General features: G+C 40.3%; 35 protein-coding genes. 13 read left to right on the plus strand and 22 right to left on the minus strand.

The window, feature by feature from the left end:
- Window positions 1-52 precede the first annotated feature (52 nt).
- From C8N29_RS06910 to C8N29_RS06965, 12 genes are all read right to left on the minus strand, one after another.
- Window positions 53-763, minus strand: a complete 711-nt coding sequence (locus C8N29_RS06910) for an HK97 family phage prohead protease (protein ID WP_107865320.1) — start codon at window positions 761-763, stop codon at window positions 53-55.
- A complete protein-coding gene (locus C8N29_RS06915; protein WP_107865321.1) occupies window positions 756-1,979 on the minus strand; it encodes a phage portal protein in 1,224 nt (407 codons plus the stop codon). The genes C8N29_RS06910 and C8N29_RS06915 overlap by 8 nt, the downstream gene beginning before the upstream one ends.
- A complete protein-coding gene (locus tag C8N29_RS06920; RefSeq protein ID WP_107865322.1) occupies window positions 1,976-3,697 on the minus strand; it encodes a terminase large subunit in 1,722 nt (573 codons plus the stop codon). The genes C8N29_RS06915 and C8N29_RS06920 overlap by 4 nt, the downstream gene beginning before the upstream one ends.
- On the minus strand, window positions 3,697-4,179 hold the full coding sequence (locus C8N29_RS06925; RefSeq protein WP_107865323.1) for a P27 family phage terminase small subunit: 483 nt from the start codon (window positions 4,177-4,179) through the stop codon (window positions 3,697-3,699). The genes C8N29_RS06920 and C8N29_RS06925 overlap by 1 nt, the downstream gene beginning before the upstream one ends.
- Window positions 4,180-4,300: 121 nt before the next feature.
- On the minus strand, window positions 4,301-4,681 hold the full coding sequence (locus C8N29_RS06930) for an HNH endonuclease (protein WP_107865324.1): 381 nt from the start codon (window positions 4,679-4,681) through the stop codon (window positions 4,301-4,303).
- A complete protein-coding gene (locus tag C8N29_RS06935) occupies window positions 4,682-5,122 on the minus strand; it encodes a hypothetical protein (protein ID WP_146164428.1) in 441 nt (146 codons plus the stop codon).
- A 90-nt stretch (window positions 5,123-5,212) separates the two neighbouring features.
- Complete coding sequence (locus C8N29_RS06940; protein ID WP_107865326.1) at window positions 5,213-5,722, minus strand: N-acetylmuramoyl-L-alanine amidase; 510 nt, start codon at window positions 5,720-5,722, stop codon at window positions 5,213-5,215.
- A gap of 89 nt (window positions 5,723-5,811) precedes the next feature.
- Window positions 5,812-6,042 carry a hypothetical protein gene (locus C8N29_RS06945; protein ID WP_107865327.1) on the minus strand — a complete coding sequence of 77 codons (231 nt, stop codon included), beginning with the start codon at window positions 6,040-6,042 and terminating at the stop codon, window positions 5,812-5,814.
- A gap of 144 nt (window positions 6,043-6,186) precedes the next feature.
- Window positions 6,187-6,759, minus strand: coding sequence for a hypothetical protein (locus C8N29_RS17165; RefSeq protein ID WP_239986977.1), 573 nt, complete (start codon window positions 6,757-6,759; stop codon window positions 6,187-6,189).
- A gap of 306 nt (window positions 6,760-7,065) precedes the next feature.
- Window positions 7,066-8,745 (minus strand): DUF5906 domain-containing protein, encoded by a 1,680-nt coding sequence (locus tag C8N29_RS06955; RefSeq protein ID WP_107865329.1) that lies wholly within the window; start codon window positions 8,743-8,745, stop codon window positions 7,066-7,068.
- The gene (locus C8N29_RS06960; protein ID WP_107865330.1) at window positions 8,742-9,764 is read right to left on the minus strand and encodes a PriCT-2 domain-containing protein; all 1,023 of its coding nucleotides are present in this window, start codon (window positions 9,762-9,764) and stop codon (window positions 8,742-8,744) included. Before C8N29_RS06960 ends, C8N29_RS06955 begins: the two co-directional genes overlap by 4 nt.
- 51 nt (window positions 9,765-9,815) lie before the next feature.
- On the minus strand, window positions 9,816-10,040 hold the full coding sequence (locus C8N29_RS06965) for a transcriptional regulator (protein WP_107865331.1): 225 nt from the start codon (window positions 10,038-10,040) through the stop codon (window positions 9,816-9,818).
- Window positions 10,041-10,166: 126 nt separating this feature from the next.
- On the opposite strand from C8N29_RS06965, the gene C8N29_RS06970 reads away from it, so the two are divergent.
- Complete coding sequence (locus tag C8N29_RS06970; protein ID WP_107865332.1) at window positions 10,167-10,826, plus strand: LexA family protein; 660 nt, start codon at window positions 10,167-10,169, stop codon at window positions 10,824-10,826.
- A gap of 33 nt (window positions 10,827-10,859) precedes the next feature.
- On the opposite strand, the gene C8N29_RS06975 is transcribed toward C8N29_RS06970, so the two are convergent.
- A complete protein-coding gene (locus C8N29_RS06975) occupies window positions 10,860-11,249 on the minus strand; it encodes a hypothetical protein (protein ID WP_107865333.1) in 390 nt (129 codons plus the stop codon).
- A 112-nt stretch (window positions 11,250-11,361) separates the two neighbouring features.
- Here C8N29_RS06975 and C8N29_RS06980 point away from each other — a divergent pair, with 112 nt between their 5' ends.
- From C8N29_RS06980 to C8N29_RS07030, 10 genes are all read left to right on the plus strand, one after another.
- On the plus strand, window positions 11,362-11,727 hold the full coding sequence (locus tag C8N29_RS06980; protein ID WP_107865334.1) for a hypothetical protein: 366 nt from the start codon (window positions 11,362-11,364) through the stop codon (window positions 11,725-11,727).
- Window positions 11,728-11,798: 71 nt separating this feature from the next.
- A complete protein-coding gene (locus tag C8N29_RS06985; protein WP_107865335.1) occupies window positions 11,799-12,347 on the plus strand; it encodes a hypothetical protein in 549 nt (182 codons plus the stop codon).
- Window positions 12,348-12,358: 11 nt separating this feature from the next.
- Window positions 12,359-12,583, plus strand: a complete 225-nt coding sequence (locus C8N29_RS06990; RefSeq protein WP_107865336.1) for a hypothetical protein — start codon at window positions 12,359-12,361, stop codon at window positions 12,581-12,583.
- Window positions 12,559-12,777 carry a hypothetical protein gene (locus C8N29_RS17045; protein WP_107865337.1) on the plus strand — a complete coding sequence of 73 codons (219 nt, stop codon included), beginning with the start codon at window positions 12,559-12,561 and terminating at the stop codon, window positions 12,775-12,777. The genes C8N29_RS06990 and C8N29_RS17045 overlap by 25 nt, the downstream gene beginning before the upstream one ends.
- Window positions 12,774-12,992 (plus strand): hypothetical protein, encoded by a 219-nt coding sequence (locus tag C8N29_RS07000; RefSeq protein ID WP_107865338.1) that lies wholly within the window; start codon window positions 12,774-12,776, stop codon window positions 12,990-12,992. The genes C8N29_RS17045 and C8N29_RS07000 overlap by 4 nt, the downstream gene beginning before the upstream one ends.
- Before the next feature lie 2 nt (window positions 12,993-12,994).
- On the plus strand, window positions 12,995-13,231 hold the full coding sequence (locus C8N29_RS07005; protein WP_107865339.1) for a hypothetical protein: 237 nt from the start codon (window positions 12,995-12,997) through the stop codon (window positions 13,229-13,231).
- A 134-nt stretch (window positions 13,232-13,365) separates the two neighbouring features.
- On the plus strand, window positions 13,366-13,596 hold the full coding sequence (locus C8N29_RS07010; RefSeq protein ID WP_107865340.1) for a hypothetical protein: 231 nt from the start codon (window positions 13,366-13,368) through the stop codon (window positions 13,594-13,596).
- A 5-nt stretch (window positions 13,597-13,601) separates the two neighbouring features.
- Complete coding sequence (locus C8N29_RS07015) at window positions 13,602-13,838, plus strand: DUF4224 domain-containing protein (RefSeq protein ID WP_107865341.1); 237 nt, start codon at window positions 13,602-13,604, stop codon at window positions 13,836-13,838.
- Window positions 13,828-14,889 (plus strand): tyrosine-type recombinase/integrase, encoded by a 1,062-nt coding sequence (locus C8N29_RS07020; RefSeq protein ID WP_107865342.1) that lies wholly within the window; start codon window positions 13,828-13,830, stop codon window positions 14,887-14,889. Before C8N29_RS07015 ends, C8N29_RS07020 begins: the two co-directional genes overlap by 11 nt.
- 364 nt (window positions 14,890-15,253) lie before the next feature.
- Window positions 15,254-15,913, plus strand: coding sequence for an START domain-containing protein (locus C8N29_RS07030; protein ID WP_107865343.1), 660 nt, complete (start codon window positions 15,254-15,256; stop codon window positions 15,911-15,913).
- A gap of 88 nt (window positions 15,914-16,001) precedes the next feature.
- Here C8N29_RS07030 and C8N29_RS07035 read toward each other — a convergent pair whose 3' ends face one another.
- From C8N29_RS07035 to gstA, 5 genes are all read right to left on the minus strand, one after another.
- Window positions 16,002-16,673 (minus strand): glutathione S-transferase, encoded by a 672-nt coding sequence (locus C8N29_RS07035; protein WP_107865344.1) that lies wholly within the window; start codon window positions 16,671-16,673, stop codon window positions 16,002-16,004.
- Between the two features lie 8 nt (window positions 16,674-16,681).
- Window positions 16,682-17,047 carry a tautomerase family protein gene (locus C8N29_RS07040; protein WP_107865345.1) on the minus strand — a complete coding sequence of 122 codons (366 nt, stop codon included), beginning with the start codon at window positions 17,045-17,047 and terminating at the stop codon, window positions 16,682-16,684.
- Between the two features lie 110 nt (window positions 17,048-17,157).
- Window positions 17,158-18,327 carry a benzoate/H(+) symporter BenE family transporter gene (locus C8N29_RS07045; RefSeq protein ID WP_107865346.1) on the minus strand — a complete coding sequence of 390 codons (1,170 nt, stop codon included), beginning with the start codon at window positions 18,325-18,327 and terminating at the stop codon, window positions 17,158-17,160.
- A gap of 48 nt (window positions 18,328-18,375) precedes the next feature.
- The gene (locus tag C8N29_RS07050; protein ID WP_107865347.1) at window positions 18,376-18,582 is read right to left on the minus strand and encodes a tautomerase family protein; all 207 of its coding nucleotides are present in this window, start codon (window positions 18,580-18,582) and stop codon (window positions 18,376-18,378) included.
- Between the two features lie 10 nt (window positions 18,583-18,592).
- Complete coding sequence (gstA, locus tag C8N29_RS07055) at window positions 18,593-19,201, minus strand: glutathione transferase GstA (RefSeq protein WP_107865348.1); 609 nt, start codon at window positions 19,199-19,201, stop codon at window positions 18,593-18,595.
- Between the two features lie 109 nt (window positions 19,202-19,310).
- Here gstA and C8N29_RS07060 point away from each other — a divergent pair, with 109 nt between their 5' ends.
- Complete coding sequence (locus C8N29_RS07060; RefSeq protein WP_170106922.1) at window positions 19,311-20,234, plus strand: LysR family transcriptional regulator; 924 nt, start codon at window positions 19,311-19,313, stop codon at window positions 20,232-20,234.
- 87 nt (window positions 20,235-20,321) lie between these two features.
- Here C8N29_RS07060 and C8N29_RS07065 read toward each other — a convergent pair whose 3' ends face one another.
- The 3 genes from C8N29_RS07065 to C8N29_RS07075 all read right to left on the minus strand — a co-directional run bounded on the left by C8N29_RS07065 (window position 20,322) and on the right by C8N29_RS07075 (window position 22,728).
- Entirely contained in the window at window positions 20,322-21,776 is a 1,455-nt protein-coding gene (locus C8N29_RS07065; RefSeq protein ID WP_107865350.1) for an aldehyde dehydrogenase family protein, read from the minus strand.
- Window positions 21,777-21,821: 45 nt separating this feature from the next.
- Window positions 21,822-22,103, minus strand: a complete 282-nt coding sequence (locus tag C8N29_RS07070) for a 4a-hydroxytetrahydrobiopterin dehydratase (protein ID WP_107865351.1) — start codon at window positions 22,101-22,103, stop codon at window positions 21,822-21,824.
- A 118-nt stretch (window positions 22,104-22,221) separates the two neighbouring features.
- Window positions 22,222-22,728 carry a DinB family protein gene (locus C8N29_RS07075; RefSeq protein ID WP_107865352.1) on the minus strand — a complete coding sequence of 169 codons (507 nt, stop codon included), beginning with the start codon at window positions 22,726-22,728 and terminating at the stop codon, window positions 22,222-22,224.
- A 151-nt stretch (window positions 22,729-22,879) separates the two neighbouring features.
- Here C8N29_RS07075 and C8N29_RS07080 point away from each other — a divergent pair, with 151 nt between their 5' ends.
- Window positions 22,880-26,176: an FAD-binding protein gene (locus C8N29_RS07080; protein ID WP_107865353.1), complete on the plus strand. Its 3,297-nt coding sequence runs from the start codon at window positions 22,880-22,882 to the stop codon at window positions 26,174-26,176.
- Between the two features lie 90 nt (window positions 26,177-26,266).
- Here the strand turns inward: C8N29_RS07080 and C8N29_RS07085 are convergent, their stop codons facing one another.
- Window positions 26,267-26,671 (minus strand): DUF2721 domain-containing protein, encoded by a 405-nt coding sequence (locus C8N29_RS07085; RefSeq protein ID WP_107865354.1) that lies wholly within the window; start codon window positions 26,669-26,671, stop codon window positions 26,267-26,269.

The following is a 26,671-nucleotide window of genomic DNA, read 5'->3' on the forward strand; positions in this document are numbered from 1 at the left end:
TCAAAAAAGGCATAAAAAAAGCCGCATTTAGCGGCCACTGTTAAAGTTGGTATTAAAAATCCAGTACATCTAATACCGATTGAAGCTGATTAACGCGATTAGGAACGTGTAAAACATCATATAAACGCGCTAATAATAAATTGGCATCATCCTTAGACAATCCCATGCTAACTAATAAATTATTGGCATCATCCGCACTACGAACAGCATCAATTGCCTCAGTTGTTGGCGCAATACGTGCGGTTTGGTCACTTGGTTCATCAACTACGCTGATCTCGTACAAATCAACACGTTTAATGACTCTTGCACCAGTGTTGTCTTGGTAAACGTCAATTGGATTAGGCTCATAAAACGCGATTGACAAACCATCAACCGTACCATGTGCCAACATAGCAGCCACATCGTTTGATTGAGACATATTTGGGGTTAGCTCACCTTTGACTAACAAACCTGTATCATCTTCAACCAATTCAACCCATTTACCAATCCGTTTAGCACTGTTGCCAGTTAACCAGTCCATATACGCATGGTTATAGTACATATGCACTCGTTTACCACTGGCAATCAAGTCAGCAAATGCGCCTTTTTCAAAGCGTTCGCCGTGGCTATTAATATTTGCCCATGTCACTGCATAGCCTTCAAACTTATATGGCTGGCCATCTTGAGCTGGAGGCGTAAAACGTAAAGCAATGGTTTGTGGTGCAGCACGGCGATGTTGCACATTTGGAGCTTGTTTACGTTGACGAACTTGCAAATTATTCATTTATATCCCCTTTGCTACGTGCTGGCACGACTGCAAGTATTTTGTCGATAGTAGTCATATTGCTTGGTACAAGTAATTGATCACCGTTTGGTTTAGGTTGACGACCTTCGCTTTTTCGCGCCTCATTCGGAGTCATATAACCAGATAGCACTTGTTTAGAGGTTGCCTCAACACGATCTTTTAAATTAGCGCGTAAAATAGCATCAGCATCAAACTCTAATTCGTAAGATTCCCACTCGGTACGCGGCAATAAATTGACAACCATTGATATTTCTAATTTTTCTAAGTAAGTTCGCAAAACAAACTTATAAAAACCGCTAATAATTGAATCAATACCACTACCCCAAACAGTCGAAGCAGATAAATCATTAACTAAAACACTTGGCACGCCAAACGCACGGCATATTTCTTCTAGGCTAAAACGTCTAGTTGCCAATAACTCTAAATCTTCAGGTGTTAAACTCATGGCCTCAAACTTCATGCCACCACCTAAAACTGCTAACTCTGTTTGGTCACCGTTAATTAGCCCGTTCATCTCAGTACGCAAAGCATCACGCTGTTCTTTTGTTGGCCAATTTGTAGCCAATAATGTCCCCGTTGGTTTAGCACCGTTCGACATTAAGTGAGTAATCTTTTCATCACCAGCTAACGCTACACCAATTGCTTTTTTGGCATGAGACAACGGCGATAAACCCACTAAGCCACTACCAAATAGACGGACGTGCCACACTTCGGCTTCGGTAAGTCTTTTGCGTGTGCCATCAGATTGTGTCCAGTGATAAACTAAATCACCATTTGCCAACAACTCAGGCTCAATGCTGCCACTGTTAATGACTTGCAAACTAACCAAACGCTTACCGACATACCCAAGCAATACATAGGCATTGCCACTTGATACAAGGTTGAGCATTAACTGTTCAAAAAACTCAATGCGTGTTTGACGGCGATTAGGACGATGCTTGAGTAACTTGATTAACTCATGTTTTGTTTCAAGCGTTCGATTACCTTCGGCATCCAGTTTGTACATATTGAGTGGCAAACTAGAAACGGTTTCAGCTAACAAACGAATACAAGCAAACACCGCGCTAACCGTCATTGCAGTATCAAAAGTGACTGGCTTTGCCGTGGCTCCACCAGAACTAGCATACTGTCGGCCACGCTTTGGCTCGGCTGGAGCAAGGCCAAACCATGAAGCAATTGAAGTCCAAACTGTCATCGTCTGCTTACTCTCACAAAATCGCGTAAATAGTCATCCATAGCCGCATCACTGCTAGTGTCTAGGCTGCCTACTTCGTCAAAATGAATTGCTCTAGCCATTGCGTTAATTAACGCAACAGCAGGGTCTATTTTGTTTTCAGGAGCGTCTTTACGTGGAAATATATTGTCATTGGCATCAGGTTTAACAGTCACATTAGAGACAGCCCACGACAAAACAGGATCACCATTATGATGCAATCGACCAGAACGAACTAAAACCTCTATCCACTTCATAGGCTCACTTAAAAAACGTGTCTGTTGTGGTATTTCAACGACCTGAATACCTGCCGCCTGTAATCTTTGAGCAATATAAACCGCATTAAATGGGTCAAAACCGACTTCTTTTAGCTCAAAATTGGTAAAATCTTCTAAAATATCTTGCTCAATTTGGGCAAAGTCAGTGACATTTCCATCGGTTAATGTCAAATATCCTTGTCTAGCCCATGCCAAATATTGTTTATTTGTAGGTAATTCGGCTGTTTCTTCGTTGATATATTGATCACTAAAGACATAAAAATGCTGTTCTTCGCCTTGTGGACGCATGAAAACGCGCACTTTTCCAGCCAAATCACTCTTACTAGCAAGGTCTAAACCAATAAATAAAGGACACCCAGCAAATTGTTCTGGTGATAAGTGCTTATCGGCACAAGCAGCCCATAGCTGCATATCCATCCATGACGACCGCGCATTCACCCAGACGCATAAATGCTTAGTTAAAAAGTTTGTTTGAGCCGTAGGCTGTAATTTTGCTTTTTCACACGCGGCTGCTAATGCGTCTTCACTCACTGACACGCCATAATTAGGATTAGCCTTGCGCCATGTGTCGGGGCTAGTCCAATCATCACCGTCATCAATCGTATAGATGATTCCAAAGTAACGGTCATGGCCTACCTTATCCGCCAATATATCAATCACTGTCTGACGTTCACGATAACACACGCCATGCAAGTCAAAGCCTGCTGTAGTAATCATAATCACAACAGGCTGTTCACGCGCTCCAGTAGCAGACTCTAAAACGTCTAGCATCTCACTAGACTTATGCGCGTGAAGCTCATCAACCAATGCACAGTGAACATTTAAACCGTCTTGATTACCGCCTTGGTCACGCGATAATGCTTTAAAAGAGCTAGCTGTATTAGTGCTAAAAATAGAATGTTGCCCTGCTTTAACATCAAAAGCAGATTGTAGCTTTGGCAACCTATTAACCATACGTTGTGCTTCTTCCCACACAATACGTGCCTGATCTCGTGTTGTTGCAGCACTGTAAACTTGCGCCCCTTGCTCACCTTCAATAAATGCACAGTACAAACCAACGGCGGCTAACAGTGTTGACTTGCCATTTTTGCGCGGCATCTCAACATAACCATACCGATAACGGCGGCGACCACTACCATCAACCCAGCCGAAGATATTAGCAACAATAAAAACCTGAAACGGCTCAAGAACTATGCGCTGGCGAGCAGTTGCCCACTTGCCTTGAGTATGAGGCAATAACTCAATAAATCGGCATACATGGTCAACTTTGTTTTTATCAAAATGCCACTGCCAATCTGTTTTTTCTAAGTCATTCAGGTATCGTTTAACGGCCTGCTTAACATATAAACAAGCAGATATTTTTTCACTATTCACATCAAGTGCATATTGATGACAAATAGCTGAAAAGTCTTTTTGATTCATTAGTGAACCTTCAGCTCTTCAAATTCGTTTTCGACTTTTTCACCAAACAAAGTCATTTGTCTTTTTTCAACGCGCATACCAGAACGCGCCGAAGGTGTTAAACCAAACTCTCGACCAGTCTTAATAATTTGCTCTTGTAAACGACTACGAATTTGCATCCATGCTGATTGCATCTCAAAGCCATTGGGTGTGTTTTGCACCCATTTTGCCAAATCACCTAACTTTTCTTGTAGCTCACCATACTTTGCTACATTGTCACAATGAAGCGCAAAAATATCGCCATCAATTGCCGACAATAAACCCAATGCCACCAATTGAGTGCCTAAAGTTTCCCAGTGCTTTTTACCTGATTTGCATAGCCAAACAGGAGGGCTAGGCAGATTTAAGGGTACTTCGGGGCCGTGTGTATCTCTGTCATCACGAACGCGCCCACCCTCCAACACTTTTTGTTGTGTAGGCTTTCTAGGACGACCTGCTGACATTTTTTTGTACCTATAACAATTTAAGGAGGATATACCCCCCCTTTTAATTTTGACCACGTATGAAAATGAGTAAGGCGCGGTCTCTAGGGGCTAAAGTGCTTTTACTTTTTACCCCCTACCCTTATTTATTTTTTGTGGTTGTTGGCATCCAATAACCGCCATCTTCACTAGCTGTTTTGCGGTTGTGACAAGTTACACATAGAGCTTGCCAGTTGCTTCTACGCCAAAATAGCTTGTCATCGCCTTTATGTGGGATGATATGGTCAACAACCTTAGCAGCTTCAATACGACCATTCTCTTTGCACTTGACGCATAAAGGATTTTGCTCCAAGTAGGCTAGACGTTCTTTACGCCATTTATGGCCATAGCCTCGTTCATTGGCACTACCGCGCTGTTTATCGGTATCTCGTTTGACTGTTTGATGTTTGTCGCAATAACCATTAAGTGTTGCGAACTCAGGACACCCTGCTTTATAACAAGGTTTTTTAGCAGCCGTTGGCACTCAAAACCACTTCTTAATTTTTTTAATATCACGACCAATTGAGTCAACAGGTGACTTAGCATCACGATACTTGCTTAACTGATTAGCAATAATGCGAGCAACTAACCATGCTGGAGCTGCTACCATAAAACAAATACCTAGTTGAGCTGTCATAGATAAATTGACTAGCTCATAGTATTCAATAACCAGTGGCCCACCAAAACAACTACTAGCAACAGCCATGCTTAACATCCCTGCAAACTCTAAACGAGTACGCGGTGGAGTTAATGACATCATCACCAGTGCAGCTAAAATACCAACAAAAAGCAAAAGCAATATAATCACAATAGAGCTAGTCATCACGATTGCACTACCCAATGTAGCTACTCCATTTGACTGTGCTGTCAATGTTGCAGTGCTAATTGTTGATGACATTACAAACCCCTGATTATTATTGTTCATGATTTACGCCCACCGTACATTTAACTGTAAGTTGTGGTGTTGTGGCACAGGCACTTAATGCAGCACACAACATTAATAAAATTATTGTTTTCATTTGGCTGCTAAGAACTCTGCAACATCAAAACATGGGCATTCTTTCATCCATTCATTGCTAGTTATCTTGCCATCAAAGTTAAGGTCTTTGCTAAAGTCACGATGCCCCTGCACCTTTGCAACTTGATATGTTTTTTTAAGTTCTGCTACTAAATCACGTAAAGATGCAAACTGAGATTGCGTAAAATTGTTTTCGCCTTTGCCTTTAGCGTTTAAGCCACCAACCATACAGATACCAATTGATACACTGTTATAGCCTTCAACATGCGCGCCCACCGTATTGACTGGACGACCACGCTCAATTGTTCCATTACGTCTAATGACATAGTGATAACCAACACAGGCAAAACCACGTTGTTTGTGCATTTGATCAATTTCGACAACACCAATATCTTGAGTGGCTTTAGTAGCTGAACAATGCACTGCAATAAACTGTGTCAGCTTGGCACGCGCTTGAAGTTTGTTAAGAGGTAAAAGAATCGGACAATTTTTAATTTCTACAGTCATGATACTTACCTCAAAAACAACAAAACACAATATCTTGTGTCGCAGCGTGGCCACAACAATACAATATATTGTGTTTTTAAATTATTTACTTATTCTGATTTTGGTGATTTTTGTGGCCACATTAACGGATCATCACCAGCCGCCCACTCTTTCATAATATCCATAATACTCATGCTGGCAGGGAATGCTTTAAAATGCCAACCATGAACACCAATCAAACCATCATTACTCATATTATTAATAAAGACATAACATTCGGTTATTTCTTTATTACGCACATCAAAACGAACCTCGTCGTAAGCAATAACAGTATTGGCCATTTTAAAATCTTCAACATTTAAAATTAGAGTGAACATCCTTGTTCGGGGGGCTAAACTAAATTTTGGGCATAAAAAAACCGACTGGATTGCTCAAGTCGGTTTTTTACACGATAGAAAAAAGGTACTCTTTTATGCACCTTGCTGTCAAGCACATTCATCAAAATTATTTTGACCAAATAAATGACTAATAACATGATCTAAAACGATGTTGTCTAGGTTAAGCAGCTCACTTGTTGCCAAGAGTTCGATTTGTTTGTATTTGCGCTCATAACATTGACGAGATATATCTAGTTTACCCAGCATCAATTTATCGTCTGTTGATGCACCGTGGTAGCCACGGCCATTGCACAACTCACAATCAACCAACTTACATTTAACAGAGATAACACCGAGTCCGTGGCATTGCTTACAAGTACGCGATTTAATGATGTATTGATAAATTGTGATAAATGCCAATGACTCAGCTAAGTTAGCTGCTTTTGAGTGGATGTTATGGATAACTAGGTAATTAGTGATCCAGTCTGTTAGCCAAGTCTTTAACGCACGTGCGCTTATGTTGTCGGCTTGGTAAATTGCCAAGGCGAAATCATAAGCTACTTTAGGAAGCCCTGCCAACGCCGCACTAACATCTTCCCAGCTCAAAGCTGCTTTACCTGTACCACGCATTTCCAAACTCATGGTACGCAAGTTTAATTTGTTTAATAACTCCAAACTCATGATTTAACCCTCTAAACAATCTTGGTTAAGGGTATGGTTAAGGGTTATTTTAAACCCTTAACCATCAAACCCCTTGAGGCTGTAGGCTTGGTTAAATGGTTAAGGGTATTAAGGGTTATTTCCTCGCGTGTAAGAAAAAATTTTTATTTACCATTTTTTATTCTTTGGTAATTTTTATTTTTTTATACGTGCGCGTGCGCGTGTAAACCCTTAACCCCTTAACTAAAACCTTTGTATCCCTTGAGCCTCAATGCTTACACATGGTTAAGGGTTTGGTTTAAACCCTTAACCAAACCTTTAACACCCTTAACCATTGTTGGAATTAAGAGCGCGTTGAAACTCATCAATACTGTCAGTTAACCACTTAATTTCGGTGGTATCTTTAGGATTCTCACCAATAAAAAAGATAGTTGATTGCTTTCTTACTTGTCCCTGCATATACCAACCCAGTGCTTTTTTTTCTCTAACACTGATTAAGGTATTAAACTTAGTCATTGTTAATGACTTTTCACCTGATCTATTGCAGTAGCGGCGGTACGCATCATATAAATCTTGACTACGACAGGATACATATGGATAAGGCAAACGCCCTGCTTTCCAATCACGATAAAATACCTCCCATGCTGGCAAACCATATTCAATAAGTCTTTGTTTTGCCTCGGTCATGGGTGGATAGCTATGAGCATGAAATACTTGTTCATCACCCTTGCTATCAGTCCAAGTCATGCGTAACTGCAATAAAAACGCATACCATGCTCTTATGCCGTCATTATCACTAGCATTAAGATTATCTAAGGCATGAGCCAATATATCGGCAGGAATTTGTTGCTTTGGCCAGCAAATCAAAAAGCGGCGGTCATTAGGCTCAATAGGCAAAGGCTGCATCTCGTTACTCAAAAATACGGCATTGCTGTAATTAGCCTCTTCCCAGCCACTAACAAATTTTTTCTCTATACGTTGAGTCTTGTTAGTAATTTGGCCTTTAACTAAACCCATATTTTGATATTTACCAGAGCTACTAAAAATCTCTTCAAACACTGAATATAAGTTATTTGATTTCCAATCAGAGTACTGTGATTCTAATTGGTGTTGATTTAACGTAGCACTGTACTTACCGTACAACATACGATGGATGTCGCTAAAGAATAATGATTTACCTGCACCTTGAATTTCGCCATGAAACATAATTGCTGTAGCGAGTTTGGTACCGGGTTTTTGTAATGGCAATGCAAGCCACCGTAATATCCATTGGTAGACATCATCACTTTCACACATAAAACGTAATAGACGTTGAATGCCATACGATTTATTAAAACATTCAGAATTATCATTAGGTGTTAAAGGAAAACCGTCAAACGTATTAATGCACTCATCACCAACTTGCATTGTCGGATCAAAAACAATCTGATCTGGCATGACCATTTTTCGCTTAGTTGGATTTTTAAGCCATAAATCATATTCATTTGGCCAAGCCAGTTTAAGTGTTTCAGCAGGCAATCTTGCGCGTGTTTGTTTGTCCCAGACATCTTTAGTGCCATAAATAAGCACGTAACGTCTTAGCATCTCTTCTACCCCTGCAACCCCTACACTAGACGCAGAGGCTTCTGCTTGAGCAGATTTAACGTTTTCTATACTAATCGTCTTTTTATTATCGTGTTCCAGCCATTGATTAGCTAAGCCCTTACCTACTAAGTCCTTAAAGGCTTGTTTTTTCATGGCCATTTTAAGCCAACTATCCCAAACCTTTGTTTCGCCAATAACTAATGCAAATCTTTGCAGCATCATTTCGATAGAAAATAGTTGATTATTATCAGGCTTTTCTTGCTGCAAACCTTCACTTTTTGGCTCTTGCTCCGCAGGATTAGGGGGCGTGGGGGATTTTGATTGATAATGTTTAAGAGCGGCCATTAGCTGCTCTCTCACCAATGGCAATCCGCCTAAAACGTGTAAGTCATTAAAGTCATTAGGTGGTTTTGGAGTAGTCATTTATTAATTGTTCCAAAATCAGGAATGACGACATCTGCACCAATTAACATAGCGGCTTCTAATGCTTTAGCTTGGCCTGCTCCATTGTCATCATTATCGCCACACATTAAAATTTTAGCGTCAGGTGCTTGCTGTCTAATAAATGGCGCAACATTAACCATGTTGCCACAATCAAAAGAAACAACGACAGGCCATTCTGTCGCCATATGTATTGATGCAGCAGTGGCATAACCTTCGGCTTGAGCAATTACTTTTGCATCTTTTAAATAACCAATGACATGAAATAATCCAACTTTTCGCCCAAACTTCGGGAACAATTTAACCCCAGTTGAGCTAATATATTGCAATGACCATATCTTGCCTTCGGTATCACGTAACGGGACAGCAATAGAGCCTTTTTTAAACATTAAAAAATGAAGATTTTCTGGTTTAGGTTTAGGTAATTTTTTGAAGAACTCAAAAACTTTTGCACCACTAATTACACCTACCTTTTCTTCTAGGTCATCAATCCAAAGTAAAACTGTTTGATGAAAGTAGCGTATACCTAATGCTGTTATCTGTTTGTGCTTTAAATAACCCGAATGTCCAAATTCAATACCGTAATTTTCCCAAACCTTTTGGCAGCCTTTAGCAACAACTTTTTGCATAATTTCTTTTTTAGCTTGATCTGCTTCAATTTCAGCTTCACGAGCTGCTCTACGTGCTTCTTGTTCTTCTTTGATTTTGCGTTTTTGCTCTGGTGTTAAATCTTGTTTTTCAGGCTTCCATCCAGTTTGTTGAGCCAAATAAATAATTGTACCCATTGTATTTTTGCCAATACTTAACGAGTCCCAAACTGATTTAGCATCTCTTTTGACGTATGATTTAGACGTACTACTCCAATCATCCCAATAGCTAAATGCTTGTTCACCAAATTCAGTTTTTAAAGCATTACCAACTTTGAACCATGTATCACGGTCTTCATTGTTGATATGAAGTAGTAATTTAGGTACGTCAGATAAATTAATTGCTAGAGACATTGCCCTACTTCCCTACAGTTTTTAGTCGTTTTAGTAATTTTTTGGTTATGGTTAAGCGACTTGATTATTATTTTCCAAAGGATACAAATCGCTTCTTAATTCATGGCGAGAAACACCAGTAGCCTTTTCAATAGTCAAAACAAATTCAGCAGGAACTTTTTTATCACGGTTCATCCAGTTCCAAATTCTAGGCTGACTGGTTTGGCAGATTTTTGCTAAAGCGTGTTGACCACCTGCAATATCAATAGCTTTTTGTAACGATTCTAAATTAGTCATGGCAAAACACCTGTTATTAACAAGCATATAAAAACATATGTTATTAAAAAGGTCAATAACTTATGTTGTTTGTATTTTGATAACATTTGTTATAGGCTGCAAAGCAGCCTACTAATTGAGGTAATCATGGCGCTAGGACATAGAGTAAAACAGGCAAGAGAACAAAAAGGTTTATCACAAGGTCAGTTAGCTGAAAAAACAGGAATGTCACAAACAGCTATACACTTGCTCGAAAAAAGAGACAGTGAAAGTAGTAAATTTTTGCATGAGTTATCTATTGCTTTAGACGTTTCAACAGAATGGTTAAAAACAGGCTATCCATCAATTAAAGAAAATAGTGCGACTTATAATGTTAAGCTAATAGATAAAGAATTATTAGAAAAAAGAAAAGACGTACCTTTATTAACATGGGTGTCGGCTGGTGCATGGCTAAATAATCAAGGAAGTTTTACTGAAGGCGATGCAGAACGCTGGATTCCATGTCCTGTTGCACATAGTAAAATGACATTTGTATTAAAAGTAGAAGGGGACAGTATGACTAGCCCCTACCCTAACGACAAATCATACCCACATGGTTCTTTAATTTATGTTGACCCAGAAAGAACTATCACCAATGGCTGTAGAGTTGTTGCTTTATTAAAAAATCAACAGGCTTATACATTTAAGCGTTATGTTGAAGATGCTGGACGTAAATACTTAAAACCACTCAACCCAACTTATGAAAGCATTTTGATTACTGATGATATAGAAATTATTGGTGTTGTTATTGGTGCTTTTATTGATTGATACTACGAACCGCATAAACAAAACAAAGCCGCACTAAGCGGCTTTTTCTATGACTTCATAATACTCTCTAAAATGCGTATATAGCATATCTATAAAATAAAATGACGTTTTTGGCATGTATCTATTCCCATGCCACCTCTCTATAACCTGATTTCTAACATCAATAGGCATACATCTAACAATTTTTCTAGCCAGTCGCCAACGATCTGCTATCAATTTTCTACGCTCAATTTCATGTTTAATGATTTGTTCATCTTTAGACAAGATATAACTCTCAATTTCTGGCTGCTGTTCTTCTATCTCAAGAGCAAACAAAGGCAACCGTTCTTGCTCTTTTTTAAATTTACGCTTAGTTGCTGCTAAACGTTGACTTGTCACGCCTCTAGGCTGATACCGTGCTTCACGCTGAAATTTTATAAACATTTTTGCCTCCAGTTTGTTTCTATCACAAGCAATATAAAAACATATGTTATTGACATTTTCAATAACATATGTTTTTATTATTTGAGTTAAAAACAAACAATGGACGCAAAAAATGTCACAAGCCCCACTCTGGTACACAGAACTTTGCAAAGTACTTTTAGAGGTACGTCATGCAGCAACCCAGCATTGCTTATCTAACAAATGCTCAAAAGTAATCGGCTTTATTAAAGCTCTTAGCGCGTTAAACGTAATCACCAATAGCGAACGCGAACTTATTCAACAATTGCTTAGAAATGCCAGTGTTTATGCAAATTTAGATATTTCTAACCGCGAAAACTATTTTAACCGTCACTACCAAGACGGCTGTGATGCGTATTTTGACAAAAAAAGCCAAAGCGAAAACCCTCACCCAGTTGATTCAAAAGCCTATCAACTATGGGATAGTGGCTACAAATACGCCCGATTATTACCGTTTTAAAGTTAAAAACAGTATTGATTAATCAAGTCAATACTCTTTTTGGTTTTACCCACAACAACGAGAGAAGAGCCATGACGAAAGCATTAAATCCACCTATCACTAATGACAGCTTTTTAAACTTGCTTGACGAGTTAAGAGACGAACTCGAAGCGATTAACACAGAGAATGTTAAGCCTATCAATCAAGATATTGATAATGCCGTTACCAATATTGAAAACATTGTTAATACGATTGCTGCTGATTTAGTTGCTAAGCAAGAACATAAAAATTCTGGCTATACCAACATTTTAGAAGCCTTACCAGTTAACACGTTGAATAATGATGTTTTATACATTGGCATCAATGCGAATGGTACGGCTTGCATCTTCAATTACATTGAAAAATTGCCGCATACCAAGCCAGAACACATCGAATGTTGGTACAAAAACTATGGTGATGACACCAAACTTATGACTGGCCTACGGTGGTGGAAAATCTTAGAACGCCCTACTACTACTGACTTCTTTGAAGAAGGCGAACGTGCCTTTGATTTAGACCCAAATAACCCATATCCATCGGGAACCGCTGAGGCTGAATCATGGGCATTAGGATTTAATGGAATGTCGCTATTACCATTTTAAAGGAGTTAATCATGGAAATTTTATCTGTTGCATTAGTCTTTATTTTTATTATTTATCAGCATATTAGAAATAAAGATTTATCTACACACAATCATATTTTGCTTTTAGAAAATTCTGAATTATTTTCTCAAAAAAATAAATTAGAAACTGAAAAAGAGCATTTGAAAACAGAGTTAAATTTAATTAAAGCCGAATATGGATTAATTAGAAAATGCAAATTCACTGGCGAAAAATAAATGATAACTTAATACAAAGTGATTGCTCGAATTATCGAATTAAAAAATTAGATAGGGGCAATCAGGTTTTGTATGCAGCGGAAATCAAAGTCAGCGAACTTTGTTATGTGGCAAATTGGTATAAGTTATCAGCAACAGAAGCCAAACAAATTTGTTTAGATGACAAAATTAAGCAGCAGGAGCAAGCCCAATGAACGTCGGTATTCAATGCGCGATGTGTGGCAAAACCAGTGATTTTGACGCATTTTGTTTTAGCACCATGGGTTTGCCATTGCCTAAATTTCATTATCAATGCCCTAGCTGCAATCATGCCTTTCAATTAGTTAAAACATCACAACCAACCATTAACAAACATGGGCAAATTTTGCCGCCTAAGTTGGCTGTTGTTGGTGGTCAAGCGAGTTTGTAATTATGTCAGCAATTACCGAACGCGATTTAAAAAAAGCTGCAAAAATTTGGAGCTATTGTGTAATTGTTCATATCGACCATCAAGAAGATTGGGCTGAACATACATATGCAATTAAAGTTTTAGCAGTTGAGTATGCTGAAAATCAACTCAAAAAATTAGGTGTTAATTATCCATATCAAATTCAAAGCGAAACACAAGCCCTTAAATTTGTGTTACGCCAAAAGAGATTTACAAAATGATCTGCCTTCGCTGTCATCACCGTAAATTTGAATATGGCCATCATGAAAGATTTGGCAATTGCTGCTTGTGTGCCAAATGCCAAAGATATGTTGTGCTGTCAAATGTTTCACCTAGCGAAATTTGTGATTTATACATGGGCTTAATTGCTGCTGAAGTAAAGATTAAAGGTACTCAGCCATACCAACTAATAAACGATTATTGGCCGTTCCCTGTCAAAAACATGAATTATTCAAGAATGTGGAATCTTTGGAAAGATAAAGCTGTTAAAAAGTTTGGTAGTGAAGCGATTAAGCAACCAAAACTACAAAACGAACTAAAACAGCAATATCAGCCAACAGAATATCAATTAGATATTTTTGAGTAGCGAATATGAATAGCACTTTTTTAACTTTTGAAGAAGTCCAAGAGCTTACAGATTACTCTAGACCAAAAGAACAAATTCAATGGTTATCACAACATGGTTGGACATTTGAAATAAGCAGTCAAGGCAAACCAAAGATTTTGCGTCAATATATGCAGCAAAGACTTGGCATTGCCCAAGATAAAAAAACAGTATCAAACAAACCTAACCGCAAGGCACTTGAGGCACTAATAAATGGGACGTAAGCGCACAATCGACAGACATTTGCCTGAGCGTGTTTATTTTAAACATGGTGCTTATTATTATCATGCTAGAGATGAAGAAGCAGCAAGAATAGGGAAAAAATGGACAAGGTTAGGGACTACTATTAGTGAAATGTATGCCAGCTTAAGTAAACTTCACCAAGACTCAGAATTATTAAAAACCAAACCTATAACCATGCGCGAACTATTCGACCGTTATGCGCGTGATGTCATTACGACTAAAAAGCCAGCCACACAACGTAGTAACTTAAATAGTCTAAAGTTTTTACGTGCATTTTTTGATGAAATGAATATTACAGAAGTAGAAAGCCATCACTGCTTTGAATACAGAGACATAAGAAGCAAAAAAGCTGTCATTGGTGCCAATCGTGATATTGAAATTCTGAGTCATGCTTTTAGTAAAGCCATAGAATGGGGTTGTTTGCGTAATGAGGCACATCCAACTCGCGGACTAATCATAAAAAATACTCCAAATATTCGGGATAGATATGTTGAAGATGATGAATTAAATGCTTTCAAACAATGTATTAGTCAGTTTTTACAAGTTTATATTGATTTAAAAATACTGACTGGATTATCAAAATCAGATTTATTGAGCCTTAAATTATCTGATTTAAAAAATGATGGCATACATTATCAACGCATTAAAACTACTGGACGTGGAGCAAAGCGCAAAGTGATTATGTGGACAACCGAGTTGGTTGATGCTGTTAATGCTGCAAAAGAACTACGCAGGCGCATAGGTACTGATTATTTGTTTTGTACCAAGGATGGTGAGGCTTACATAAAAGAAGACGGTACTACAAGCGGTTTTGATTCAATTTGGCAACGTGCAATGACTAAAGCATTAAGTCTTGGTGTTATCGCTGAACGTTTTACTGAGCATGATTTAAGAGCAAAAACTGGCAGTGATATTGAGACATTAGAAGAAGCACAAACACTGCTTGATCACACCAACTCAGCAATAACAAACCGTGTTTATAGAAGAAAAATCGTTAAAGTTATGCCTTTGCAAAAAGTAAAAAAACACTAAAAAACTGTCTGATATTAACTTTTATAAGCATTGATTTTTAAGGAAAAAAACAAGGTTAAAATATGAGTTTATCAGACAATGAAAAACAATAAAAACATCATATAATCATTATGTTATTGTTGCTTTATATGATTGGCTTTTAACCAATTGGTCGTGGGTTCGAATCCCGCCCAACCCACCATCTACGCAAAACATCTCGTACATCCCCTCTGTTAAAAAACACTCAAATACCTAAACCAAAAGTCTTTAACTATAATGGTTTTACTTTAGTCATACAAAACATTTCTTCAATTGTCATATTGGCGACAGACCTTTTTGGGCTCATATATCAGACTATCGTTTTCTCTTGTTGTAATTCAGGTGCATGATGAAGCCTATCGTCTCCAAAATGATGCCACGTCTGCTGTTTTTATGTTGTGCGAGTTTTTTTAGCCATGCACTTGCGCAGGCAGATGCTCACCTCCCCATGACTAAGCTCGCTATTGATAAACAAGGGATAAAAGTCTGGACGTACAAAGTCAAAAATAACCCCGTTTTTAGCTATAAAGCGGCAACGTCAATATATAGCTCTATCACCAATGTATCGGCACTGCTCTTAAACCCTAATGAAGCCCCCAAATGGGCACCTTATGTACGTCGCATAGACGTATTAAGCCCTACCAATGCGGCGGGTATTGCCATTTACCGTATGGAACTAGACCTACCTTTTCCATTAACTGACCGCGATGTCGTGATTAAATCACAATTAAGCTATTTAGCCGATGGCTCTATTTTATTATTTAATGAAGCCACACAAGACCAGCGTGCACCTATTCAAGACAATATGGTACGTGTCGCACGTTATCAAGGCAGTTGGCTCTTAAAGCCTAATACGCAGGGTTATGTGGAGATAACCACCTCAGGTTATGCGGACTTAGGGGGTGCTATTCCAGCAAGTTTTGCTAATTTATTTGTAGAGCAACAGCCCTACCAAATGCTGCAAAGTATGCGCTCTTATTTACGGGATAATCGTCTGCAAAGCTAGGTCTTAACACGACAAACAGAGCCAACCGTTTGTTGGCGATTAGACTGACTTTAGTCAACACCAAAGTCAGTCTGAACTGTCGGTCAACTTAAGATAACAAACTATAGTCCCCGCCCTGCTCTAAAGCACGCTGATAAGCAGGACGGGCGTGGATGTTAGCTAAAAAAGCACTGAGCTTAGGGTATTTTTTATCTAGCCCCCCTCTTGCACTGGCAGCCTCCAGAGGAAAACTCATTTGAATATCGGCAGCGGTAAACTGTTCACCTGCAAACCACGGGTATTTATTCAGTTCACTTTCCATGTAATCTAAATGCAACTTAATTTGTGGGTCGACAAAGCTAGATAACACTTTGTTGGCAATACCTTTAGCAACGGGTTTAACCACAAAGGGCATAGGGCTTGTTTTAACACGATTAAACACCAGCTTTAATAATAAGGGCGTCATTGCCGAGCCTTCGGCATAATGTAACCAATACCGATAACGCAAACGGGCTGGGCTACCTGCGTTGGGTATTAAACGGCCAGCACCATAGGTTTCGACTAAATACTCCATAATTGCGCCTGACTCAGCAATCGTCAGTTCACCGTCTGTAATCACAGGGGACTTACCCAAAGGATGAATGGCCTTGAGGCTTGCAGGAGCTAGCATGGTGTTGGGGTCACGTTCATAACGCTTCAGAGTGTACGGAATTTCCAACTCTTCCAGTAACCATAATACGCGCTGTGAACGGGAGTTATTGAGATGGTGGACAGTAATCATAAGGTTTCCTAAACAACAAATTGAGCAACACCGTCCCGAAATGACCAGTCTATGTCGTGGTTTTCGGTAATCGTAATCATGACATTCGTAGGGTCTATACCCACGGCTTGCTGTAAATTGCAGACAACTTTGGCATAAAAAGCCTGTTTGGCCTTATTTGAGCGTCCCGCACGCATAACTAATGACATAATAATACGGTCACCTGTGCGGGTTTGTAATTGTAAACAGTCGGGTTCGTATTCGTTAATTAATTGATAACGGTCGTCGTCAGGAAAATTCATGGTTTCAATGACAGCTGCATTCACCGCATCGGCAACTGCTTTTTTATATTCGGCACTTTTACCTTTTAAGATTGCGATAGTCACTAAAGGCATAAGGACTCCTAAAATTCACATGTTATAGGGGATAGATAGGTAATAATCATTCTCTGACACTAACAGACGGCGTCTATTCTTGCTATGGCTATTATGCCGATTATGGATACTCATCGGCCTACTGTTAGCTTTTGTATAGCCAAGACCAGTACCCCTGCGCAAATACCCCAAAATGCCGCACTGATACCCCATAAACTCAAGCCCGACGCTGTCACCAAAAATGTCATTAGTGCTGCCTCCCGTTGCGTTTCTTGCACTAAGGCAGCGGCTAGACTATTGCCTATCGTCGACAATAAGGCAATACCCGCTAATGCCACGACCAAGTCCTTGGGTAAAGTACTAAATACATAAGTTATTGTGTCGGCAAAAATCGCCATCAGTAAATAAAACAAGCCCGCACATATTGCTGCAACATAGCGTTTGTGCTTTTGTTCATGCGCCTCGCCACTCAAACAAATGGCTGCGGTAATTGCCGCTAAACTGATGGCAAATGCACCAAATGGCGCAAACATCATGGTTGCAATACCTGTCCAACCAATAATGGATGCTAATGGCGGATGAAAACCAAAACTACGCATTGCTGCAACCCCAGCCATATTTTGCGATGCCATCGTGACAATAAATAAAGGAATCGCAACCCCCAAGATGGCTGACCACGAAAAGACAGGCATCACCGCAACAGGCTGAGTCAACGTCAATGAGACAGTCTGCCAATGTAAGGTTTGTTGGCTTTGCGCCACACAAATACCCACGACTAAAGCAGCCAATACGCCATAACGCGCTTGCCATTGACGACAACAGAGATAAGCCGCCAACATGGCTAACACTAAAAACGTATTTGTTTGGATGGCGGCAAAAGCATTAAGGCTAAATCGCAATAAAATACCCGCTAACATCGCAGACGCTAATGCCAGAGGAATTTTATTCATCACACGGCTAAATACCCCCGAAAAGCCCGTCATAGCAATTAATGCGCCCGACACCATAAAACAACCGATGGCTTCGGCAAGACTAAGACGTTGTGCACTATCAATCAACATCACCGCGCCTGCGGTAGACCATGCGGTGACAATCGGGATGCGATAATAGAGGGAAAGCACGATACTGGTTAAGGCCATGCCGACACCAAGCGCCCATAACCAAGAACTTGTTTGTGCTGCATTTGCGCCCAGTGCTTGTGCCGCTTGAAAAACAATGACACCTGAGCTGGTAAAGCCAACCAATACTGTGACAAAACCTGCTACCACTGCCGAGATAGACAGGTCTTTTATAATCGACATGAGCAATTCCTACCCCAAAAATAGGGTGGTGCACACCACCCCGTTAACTTAACTTGACTGTTGCTGTCGTAACTGTGTCACTGATTGACCTGCAATCCCCCAATTATCCAAATCCACTTCATCTATCACCACAAAGGTGGTTGCAGGATTCTTATTTAACACCGTCACCAGTAACTCAGTGACACCTGCTATCAGTGCTGCCTTTTGTTCGGCGGTGGCTCCCTCACGGGTAATTTTAATATTGACGTATGGCATGATATGTTCCTTATTTGATTAAGCCTTCTGCTTTGAGTGCAGCCTGTACCGCAGGACGACTGGCGACACGCTGTAAAAAGGCATGTAATGGTGCTAAATCACTCACATCTAAAGCGACAAACTGACTCCAATTAGCCACCACAAACAGATAGGCATCGGCAATCGTAAAGTGTTCACCTGTTAAATAGGGACGGTTTGCTAACTGTGCAGACACCCATGTCAATTTAGCTTTTAACTGCTGTGCAAACAGTGCTTTAGTCTCTGCGGATGCTTTGGGGTTAAATAGTGGTGAAAAAGACTTATGTAACTCTGAGCTAATATAATTTTGCCACTCTTGTACCCGATAACGCGCCATAGAACCAACAGGAGGCAATAGTTGCGTATTGGCCACACTATCCGCTAAATATTGGCAAATGACTGACCCTTCACTTAAAGACTCACCATTCGTCAACACTAAAAAAGGGACACTCCCCTTGGCGTTAAGCTGATAAAAATCTACCCCACTTTCTGTTTTATGACTGGCTAAATCCACTCGTTCTAAGCTCAAAACAATACCCGCTTCTTGGGCAACAATATGGGGCGCTAAAGAACATGCCCCTGCGGCATAATATAATTTCATAACTGACTCCTATAACGGTCAACAAACTCGGTATACATAGCTTAACTATTTATATTTGTGGGATAAACAAGCTATTATTGGATAATAAATGCCACTTTTTGGGATAATCATGGATAAATTAGAAGCCATGCGCGTGTTTTGCACTGTTGTTGAAGCTGGCAGTTTTGCCAATGCTGCCGACAAACTTGCCCAATCAACATCCGCTGTTTCACGCTGGGTGGCGCAATTAGAAAGTCATCTGAATGTCAGACTATTGAATCGGACGACACGACGTATTAGCTTAACCGAAAGTGGCCATGCCTATTATGAGCGCTGCGTACAATGGCTGCTAGAGTTGGACGCCTTAGAATCGTCTGTGAGTGAACAGTCACAGTCGGCACAAGGCACACTCAGAATCACGACATCGCTCGGTTTTGGTTTAAGTTATCTTGCACCTGCTATTCGCGCCTGTCAGGCACAATTCCCGCAATTACAATTTCATGTCTCGCTCTCGGGACATATGGTTGATTTGGTCGAAGAAGGTTTTGATTTGGCTTTGCGTATTGGCTCGGTAGGTCAACAACATGTCGTGGCTAAGGCAATGGGTTATACCCAATTATTATATGCTGCCTCGCCCCGTTATTTGGCTAAACAGCCACGGCTCGTGCATCCCAGTGATTTGGCACAACATAACTGTCTGATTTACCAACATCATTTATCACACCAAAAGGTATGGACTTTTTTGGATGCACAACAGCAGCAATACGATATGACAGTCGATGGCTTAATTGGCAGTGATAACAGTAGTTTTTTGGTGGAATTAGCGGCGCAAGACATGGGTATTTGTTGTGCCCCCTGTTTTATTATCACGCCTTACCTCAATACGGGTAGATTAGTACGTATTTTACCAAACTATCACACACCCGTTAGCACGATATATGCGGTATATCCACACCGCAAACATTTATCGGCTAAGGTGCGCTTATTTATTGGTTTTTTTAGCCAATGGTTACAGTCTCAACAAGAAATTACTCCCTATCAAACAGAGAGTTGATACAGCACTGAAAACGGCTTATTCAGCGCTCATGGCTAAACGGCATTCGTAAAGAACCAACGCCGTCAGTCAGCAAAATCTTGCTATTTATAACATCGGCAACTTCATCGAATCGACAATCATACGGATAATTTTACGGCGTTTATCATCATACGGCGGAAAGAATAATCCAACCAACATTAATTTAGAGGCTTTGACAATCGCTCGCTCATGCGAAAACGCCTTAAAACCAAAATAACCGTGTGAATTACCAATGCCTGAGTTATTGACCCCACCAAATGGCAAATTACCATGCACAAACTGCATTAAACAGTGATTGATACATGCGCCACCCGAACTGGTGCTCGTCAGTACTTTATCAATCGTGGCTTGATGCTGACTCCAAATGTACAGTGCTAGCGGTTTAGGTTGACGGTTAATATCATCTATCACCGTTTGAATATCGTCATAAGCAATCAATGGCAATACGGGGCCAAAAATCTCTTCGGACATAATGTGTGCATCGGCGGGTACATCGGTTAATAAGGTGGGCGCCACATAACATTGCTCAATATCCGTGTCGCCCCCCATCATCACTGTCGCGCCGCGTGCCGTTGCGTCTGACACCAAATTGGCAATGCGCTGGGTATGTCGCGTATTGACAATACGGGTTAAATCGGGGCTGTGTTTTTGTTCACTGGGCGTTGTGCCATAACGCTGTTGTAGGACTTGGCGACATTCATCAATAAAAGCCGCTTTCACCGTGTAATGCACATAAATATGGTCAGGCGCAACACAGGTTTGCCCGCCATTCAAAAACTTACCCCACATTAGGGTTTCTGCCGCCACACGCAAATTAGCCGTTTGGTCAACAATAGTAGGCGACTTACCGCCTAACTCTAAGGTGACGCTGGTGAGATGTTTTGCTGCCGCCGTCATCACCACCTTACCAATCGCAGGTGAACCTGTAAAAAAGATATGGTCAAAGGGCAAGGCCAATAAGGTTTCTGAAGTCGCCAATCCGCCCTCAAACAAGGCAACTTCATGAATAGAAAAAACCTCAGCAATAATTTTTGCCATTAAAGCCGATACCGAGGGCATCATTTCCGAGGGTTTAATAATGGCGGTATTGCCTGCTGCTAACGCGGATACTAAGGGACCAAAACACAAGTTAAGCGGATAGTTCCACGGCGCAATAATTAACACACGGCCACGTGGTTGATATTGAATCCATGCGCTGGTGGTTAACATTAAACTCGTCGGTTGCACTTTTTGGGGTTTCATCCACTGTTTGAGCTTACCCAAAGCATGACGAATCTCATCTAACACAGGCATTAATTCGGTCACTTCCACCTCAGCCGCAGGTTTGCGGTAATCTTTTGCAAATGCGCGATAAAAATCTTCTCGATGGGCTAAGACCGCTTCTTTCAGTCGTTTTAGTCTGCCAATACGCTCATCTGCGGTAGACTCACGCCAACGAATCGCCGTTTCTTGCTGTGCCGTAAACGCGGCATGAATAATTTGTGGGTCGGATTCTGGACTTAATTTTAATAGGGTTGTCATTTGGCGTCTCTCAAGAGCAAAAAACTCTTTTTATAGTAGCTGAAATTATAATTTATGCTGCCATAACTGTTCTATGGCCACAGCAAGGCTGATGTCTTTACCTGTGACGCTTTGCGCATCATGGGTTATCAAATCGATGATGACACGATTATAACTATTTGACCAATCAGGGTGATGATTCATACGCTCTGATAACATAGCCACTTGTGTCATAAAGGCAAAAGCGTGATTAAAGTCCTTAAAACAATATTCACGGTGCAACTTGCCTGCACGCATACGCCAATCAGGATGACCTTGAAAAAAGGGTTCTAAGCTCAGATGGTTCATTATAATGATGCCTAATTTGCCAACATGGGGTAAAAAATGGTCAATTTTTGATGCTAACAAAATTTAAGCCGTTGGCATAGGATTAGCCCATCCGTCACAGCCATCTATGAGGGATGGCTTATGTCCCCATAAAATACGGCATCATGGGTAAATCGGTCACGCCGATATCTATATTGCGTTGGGATAGTAAGGTGGTAATTTGACCACGATGATGGGTTTGATGATTAAAAAACTGCATCACTGCCGCAAATAAGGGCATGACCATTTGCTTTTGATACGTCACGCTATAAAAACCTAACGGCTCATCTTCATAGCATGCGGGCAGTGCTTGCGCCCACCTCACAATCTGCTCATCCAGTTGCTCACGCGTTTGCTGCAACAACACAAAGTCATCATGGACAATGTCTCGTGGTGATTTCATGGTGACAGGCTGCCCCTGAAAACGTTGTAGCCATGCTTGGTCGGCTAACAACAAATGATTTAAGGTGTGATGAATAGAGCCAAAAAATGCCCCGCAGTCTTGTTTACGCTGCGCATCCGTTAAAGTAGCCACTAATTGATATAAACGCTGATTCATCCATTGATTATAGTTTGCCATGATAATGGCATATTGTTGGCAGTTCATATCTATCCTCCTCAACCAGCATATTATGTATGTAATAACTGCAAAATATGACCCTGTTTCAAATAATAAAAATAAAAACCTTTGATTTATAAGTACTTTTTATTGGCACGATTATCGCTAAAAGCCATCTACGATTGATGGAGTGATAACAATGATAAGGTTTAGCCAAAACAAACAACGCCTCTATAGCTTAATCTTCTTAATCAGTAGTCTGATAACGATTGACCAAAGCGATGCCGCGACAGTCAATGATATTAGTCAACTGAATCCAATTACAGTAGAACAAATCGTTGAAGCGACTTCTACGAGTCAAATTCAAGCCTTAGTCAAAAATCATCAAGGAAAAATCGCCATTGCAGGCGGCCGCAATAGTATGGGAGGACAAACTGCTAGCGAAAATGCACTTGTGCTTGATATGCACACTTTTAAGCAAGTGCTTCGTTTTGTCCCCAGTGAAAAAGAAATTACCGTTCAGGCTGGCATCACATGGCGTGATATTCAGGACGTGATTGACCCACATAACTTATCGCTACAAATTATGCAAAGCTATGCTAATTTTACGGTGGGTGGCTCGTTAAGTGTCAATGTACATGGTCGTTATATTCATCATGGCGCCATTATTAAATCGGTCAAAGCTATTAAACTGGTATTGGCTAATGGTGAACTAGTCACGGCGAGTCGTACGGAAAATCCTGAATTATTTACAGCGGCCATTGGAGGTTATGGGGGGATTGGTGTCATTGTGGAAGCAACGTTGCAATTAGATGATAATGTCAAAGTTGAGCGTCTTGAACAAAAAATGGCTTTTGCAGATTATGCTCATTTTTTTGATGAGCATATTAAAAACCAATCCGAAATTATTTTTCATAATGCCGATTTATATCCTCCCACGTATCAACAAGTGCGTGCCATTTCTTACCAACAAACCGATAAAGCCTTGACCATTAAACAGCGTTTAGTGCCACGTCATCAACGGTATCCCGCCGAACACAGTGCCTTATCTTTAGTTGCTAAAGGCAATGTAGGTAAAAAAATCCGCGAATATGTGATTGACCCTGTGCTCTATCAAGGTCAACGTGTCACATGGCGTAACTATGAAGCCAGTTATGATATTCACGAGTTAGAACCTAAATCACGTACTAAGCACACTTATGTTTTACAAGAGTATTTTGTACCCACCCATAAACTCAATCATTTTGTGCCAGTGATGGCCGAGATTTTGAATCGTCATCAGGTGAATGTGTTGAATGTGTCTATACGTTTTGCACATCAAGATAATGAATCATTGTTATCTTGGTCAAAAACCGATGTTTTTGCCTTAGTTTTGTATTATCAACAAGAGACAAATGCAGCCGAGAAAACAGCTGTGGGTATATGGACTCGAGAGCTGATTGAAGCGGCACTGAGTGAAGGTGGCTCTTATTATTTACCCTATCAAACACATGCGACTATGAGCCAATTTCAACGCGCCTACCCACAGGCTGATAACTTTTTTGCTATCAAACAAAAAGTCGACCCAAGTCATAAATTCACCAATAAATTATGGGATAAATATGGCTTACCTGCTGCTAAGTCAGACACACAAACCAATAGATTAGCTGAACATTCGCGCTTTAAAACCGTTCTCGCATCGACACAACATCAAGATAATTTGTTTTTATTTTTGCAAAATGTTTATGGTTTATACCCTACTGCGGATTTCTTTCAACTTATTCTAGAGCAAACGGCACAACATCACTCAGACAAAGCCATTTATCAGGGGATTCAAAAAGGGCTTCCCAACGTGACACCAACGACTTGGTCGCTCAGCTATGCACTCCCTGCCTTAGCCAAACAAAAAGCGGTGCTTAGTGAACAAACCAAGCAGCTTTTAGGTGAGCAACACACCATCAACGGTTATTTAGAAATTGGCTCTACGGGTCGTTATGTGGCAGGCATCAAACATCATTTCAAACTGAATAAACCGATTTTTTTGATGAATGATGAATATCCATCCTATTCACCTAATGAAATTGCTGAGCGCGGCCAATTACGAAAAATAGGCAAATTTTTAGATATAAACCAATATGACCCGATTCCACGCAACCAGATTGCCGATGAAAGTTTAGACCTTGTCACTATTTATATTGGCTTACATCATATTCCTAGAGAAAAGCTCGACCCTTTTTTAGCCTCGGTTTGGCGGGTGCTACGTCCTCATGGCAAGCTAATTATTCGCGACCATGATGTCGACTCCAATGATTTTCATGAATTTGTCTCATTAATTCACGATGCGTTTTATTCGGGACTGGATAAAGACTGGGATTATGTCAGCCAAGAGCCACGCTTTTTTTGCTCTGCGCAACAACTGGTTAGCTTAGTCGAACAGCAAGGTTTTAAGGCCGATGTTCGTCGACTCGTCCAAGACCATGACCCAAGCAAAAACACCTTAATTTTATTTCATAAACAGCCCTCAAACCAACAAGCTGAACTCAACATTCATCAGCAACTCGATGCTAAAGCCAACTATCAACGTGACGAAGGACAAACTTACTTAACATTACCCGAATGGTTTTTAGTCTATAACCCTGATGAATATGGGCAGTATCTCAATCAGCACAGTGCGACTAACTTTCCTTACTTTCAATCTATTGGTCAATTTTGGCAATATTATTATCACGTGAATCAAACCATGGGCGAACGCTATGATTTTAATGGTGGCTATCACTTAATGGTGTCGGTTTTAGGTGTCAGCTATACCGTCGAAAATACCCTTAAAGGGATTTATGAAAACTCTATCGGGCGACTTAGTGAGGTGTTAAGCACTCAAAGTCTTAGCGATGAAGACAAGCTCGCTGCGCAAGTTGCCAACGATTATGTTGATTTTATTGAAGTACGTCCGTGGTACGAATACTCTTTTAGCAAACAACTTAAACGCTTATGGTTTGATACCCCGCTTATTGGCAAAAATCCCTTACGCAAATTAGAACGTCGCGTGATTTTAAGTACTGAATATCTTGAGAAGGCTCTGTATGCAACGTTTATTACGGGTGCAACTCGACTCATTTATGGTGTCGCTGACGACCATGTATTAGCACGTGTCAAAAACCTTAATGCAGAGTTTTTTCAACAACATAGCGATATTCAATTGATAGAAAACTATACAGATGGTTCTTTGTTGATTAGTTTGCCTCGTTATTTAGCGTTTAGAGAGGCCGTTTTCGCCATTACCGAAGCCAACGGCCAATTTATCGAAATTGCTGGCAATCAGTATATTTTTATGACGGGTTTAGTCCATAAAGACTGGCAGCAAGAGATTGCCTATAGCAAAGCGAATTTTTCTTTACCCATTGCTACCAATCAACAAGAAAAACGTATTGCACTCACACTCGAAATTGGACACTTACATGAAAGTCTTAAACAATTAAAACAAACGGGTGTCCATATTGAGCATTTATATGATTATTAAAGAGTTTTAGGGGCTTTTTTATTTGTGCGCTGTCTTGCAAACGAAACAGCGTACAGATATACATCGGTTCGATGCAGTCAAAGGTGATGGTTAATCCTCTTTGTCAAAATCTAAATCGGACAACTCAATTTCTAAGGCATCTAAGGAAATACGAATTTCGACGACCGACATCGCTAAAGACACCATTAAACAGACTAAACTACCTGCAAAAACCCAACGCCCTGCTTGCTCGTTGCCAAAAAATAAGCACAACATAGACACCACACAAAAGAAAAAACTAATACCACCAAAGGTTTGCATACGCCGAATTAAACGTAAGCGTTTACGTAAATTGGCGAGTTGCCCTCGGTAACGGGGGTCATGTTTCTTTTGTTCGTGGTGAGCGTGTAAGCTACGAATTAAACTGGCCAGCGCCAAAAAACGATTGGTATATGCCAACATGAGCAAAGAAATAGCAGGAAATAAGATGGCTGGCGTTGTCACGCTCATTTCCAT

Source organism: Agitococcus lubricus (genome assembly GCF_003051055.1).
Classification (GTDB): Bacteria; Pseudomonadota; Gammaproteobacteria; order Pseudomonadales; family Moraxellaceae; genus Agitococcus; species Agitococcus lubricus.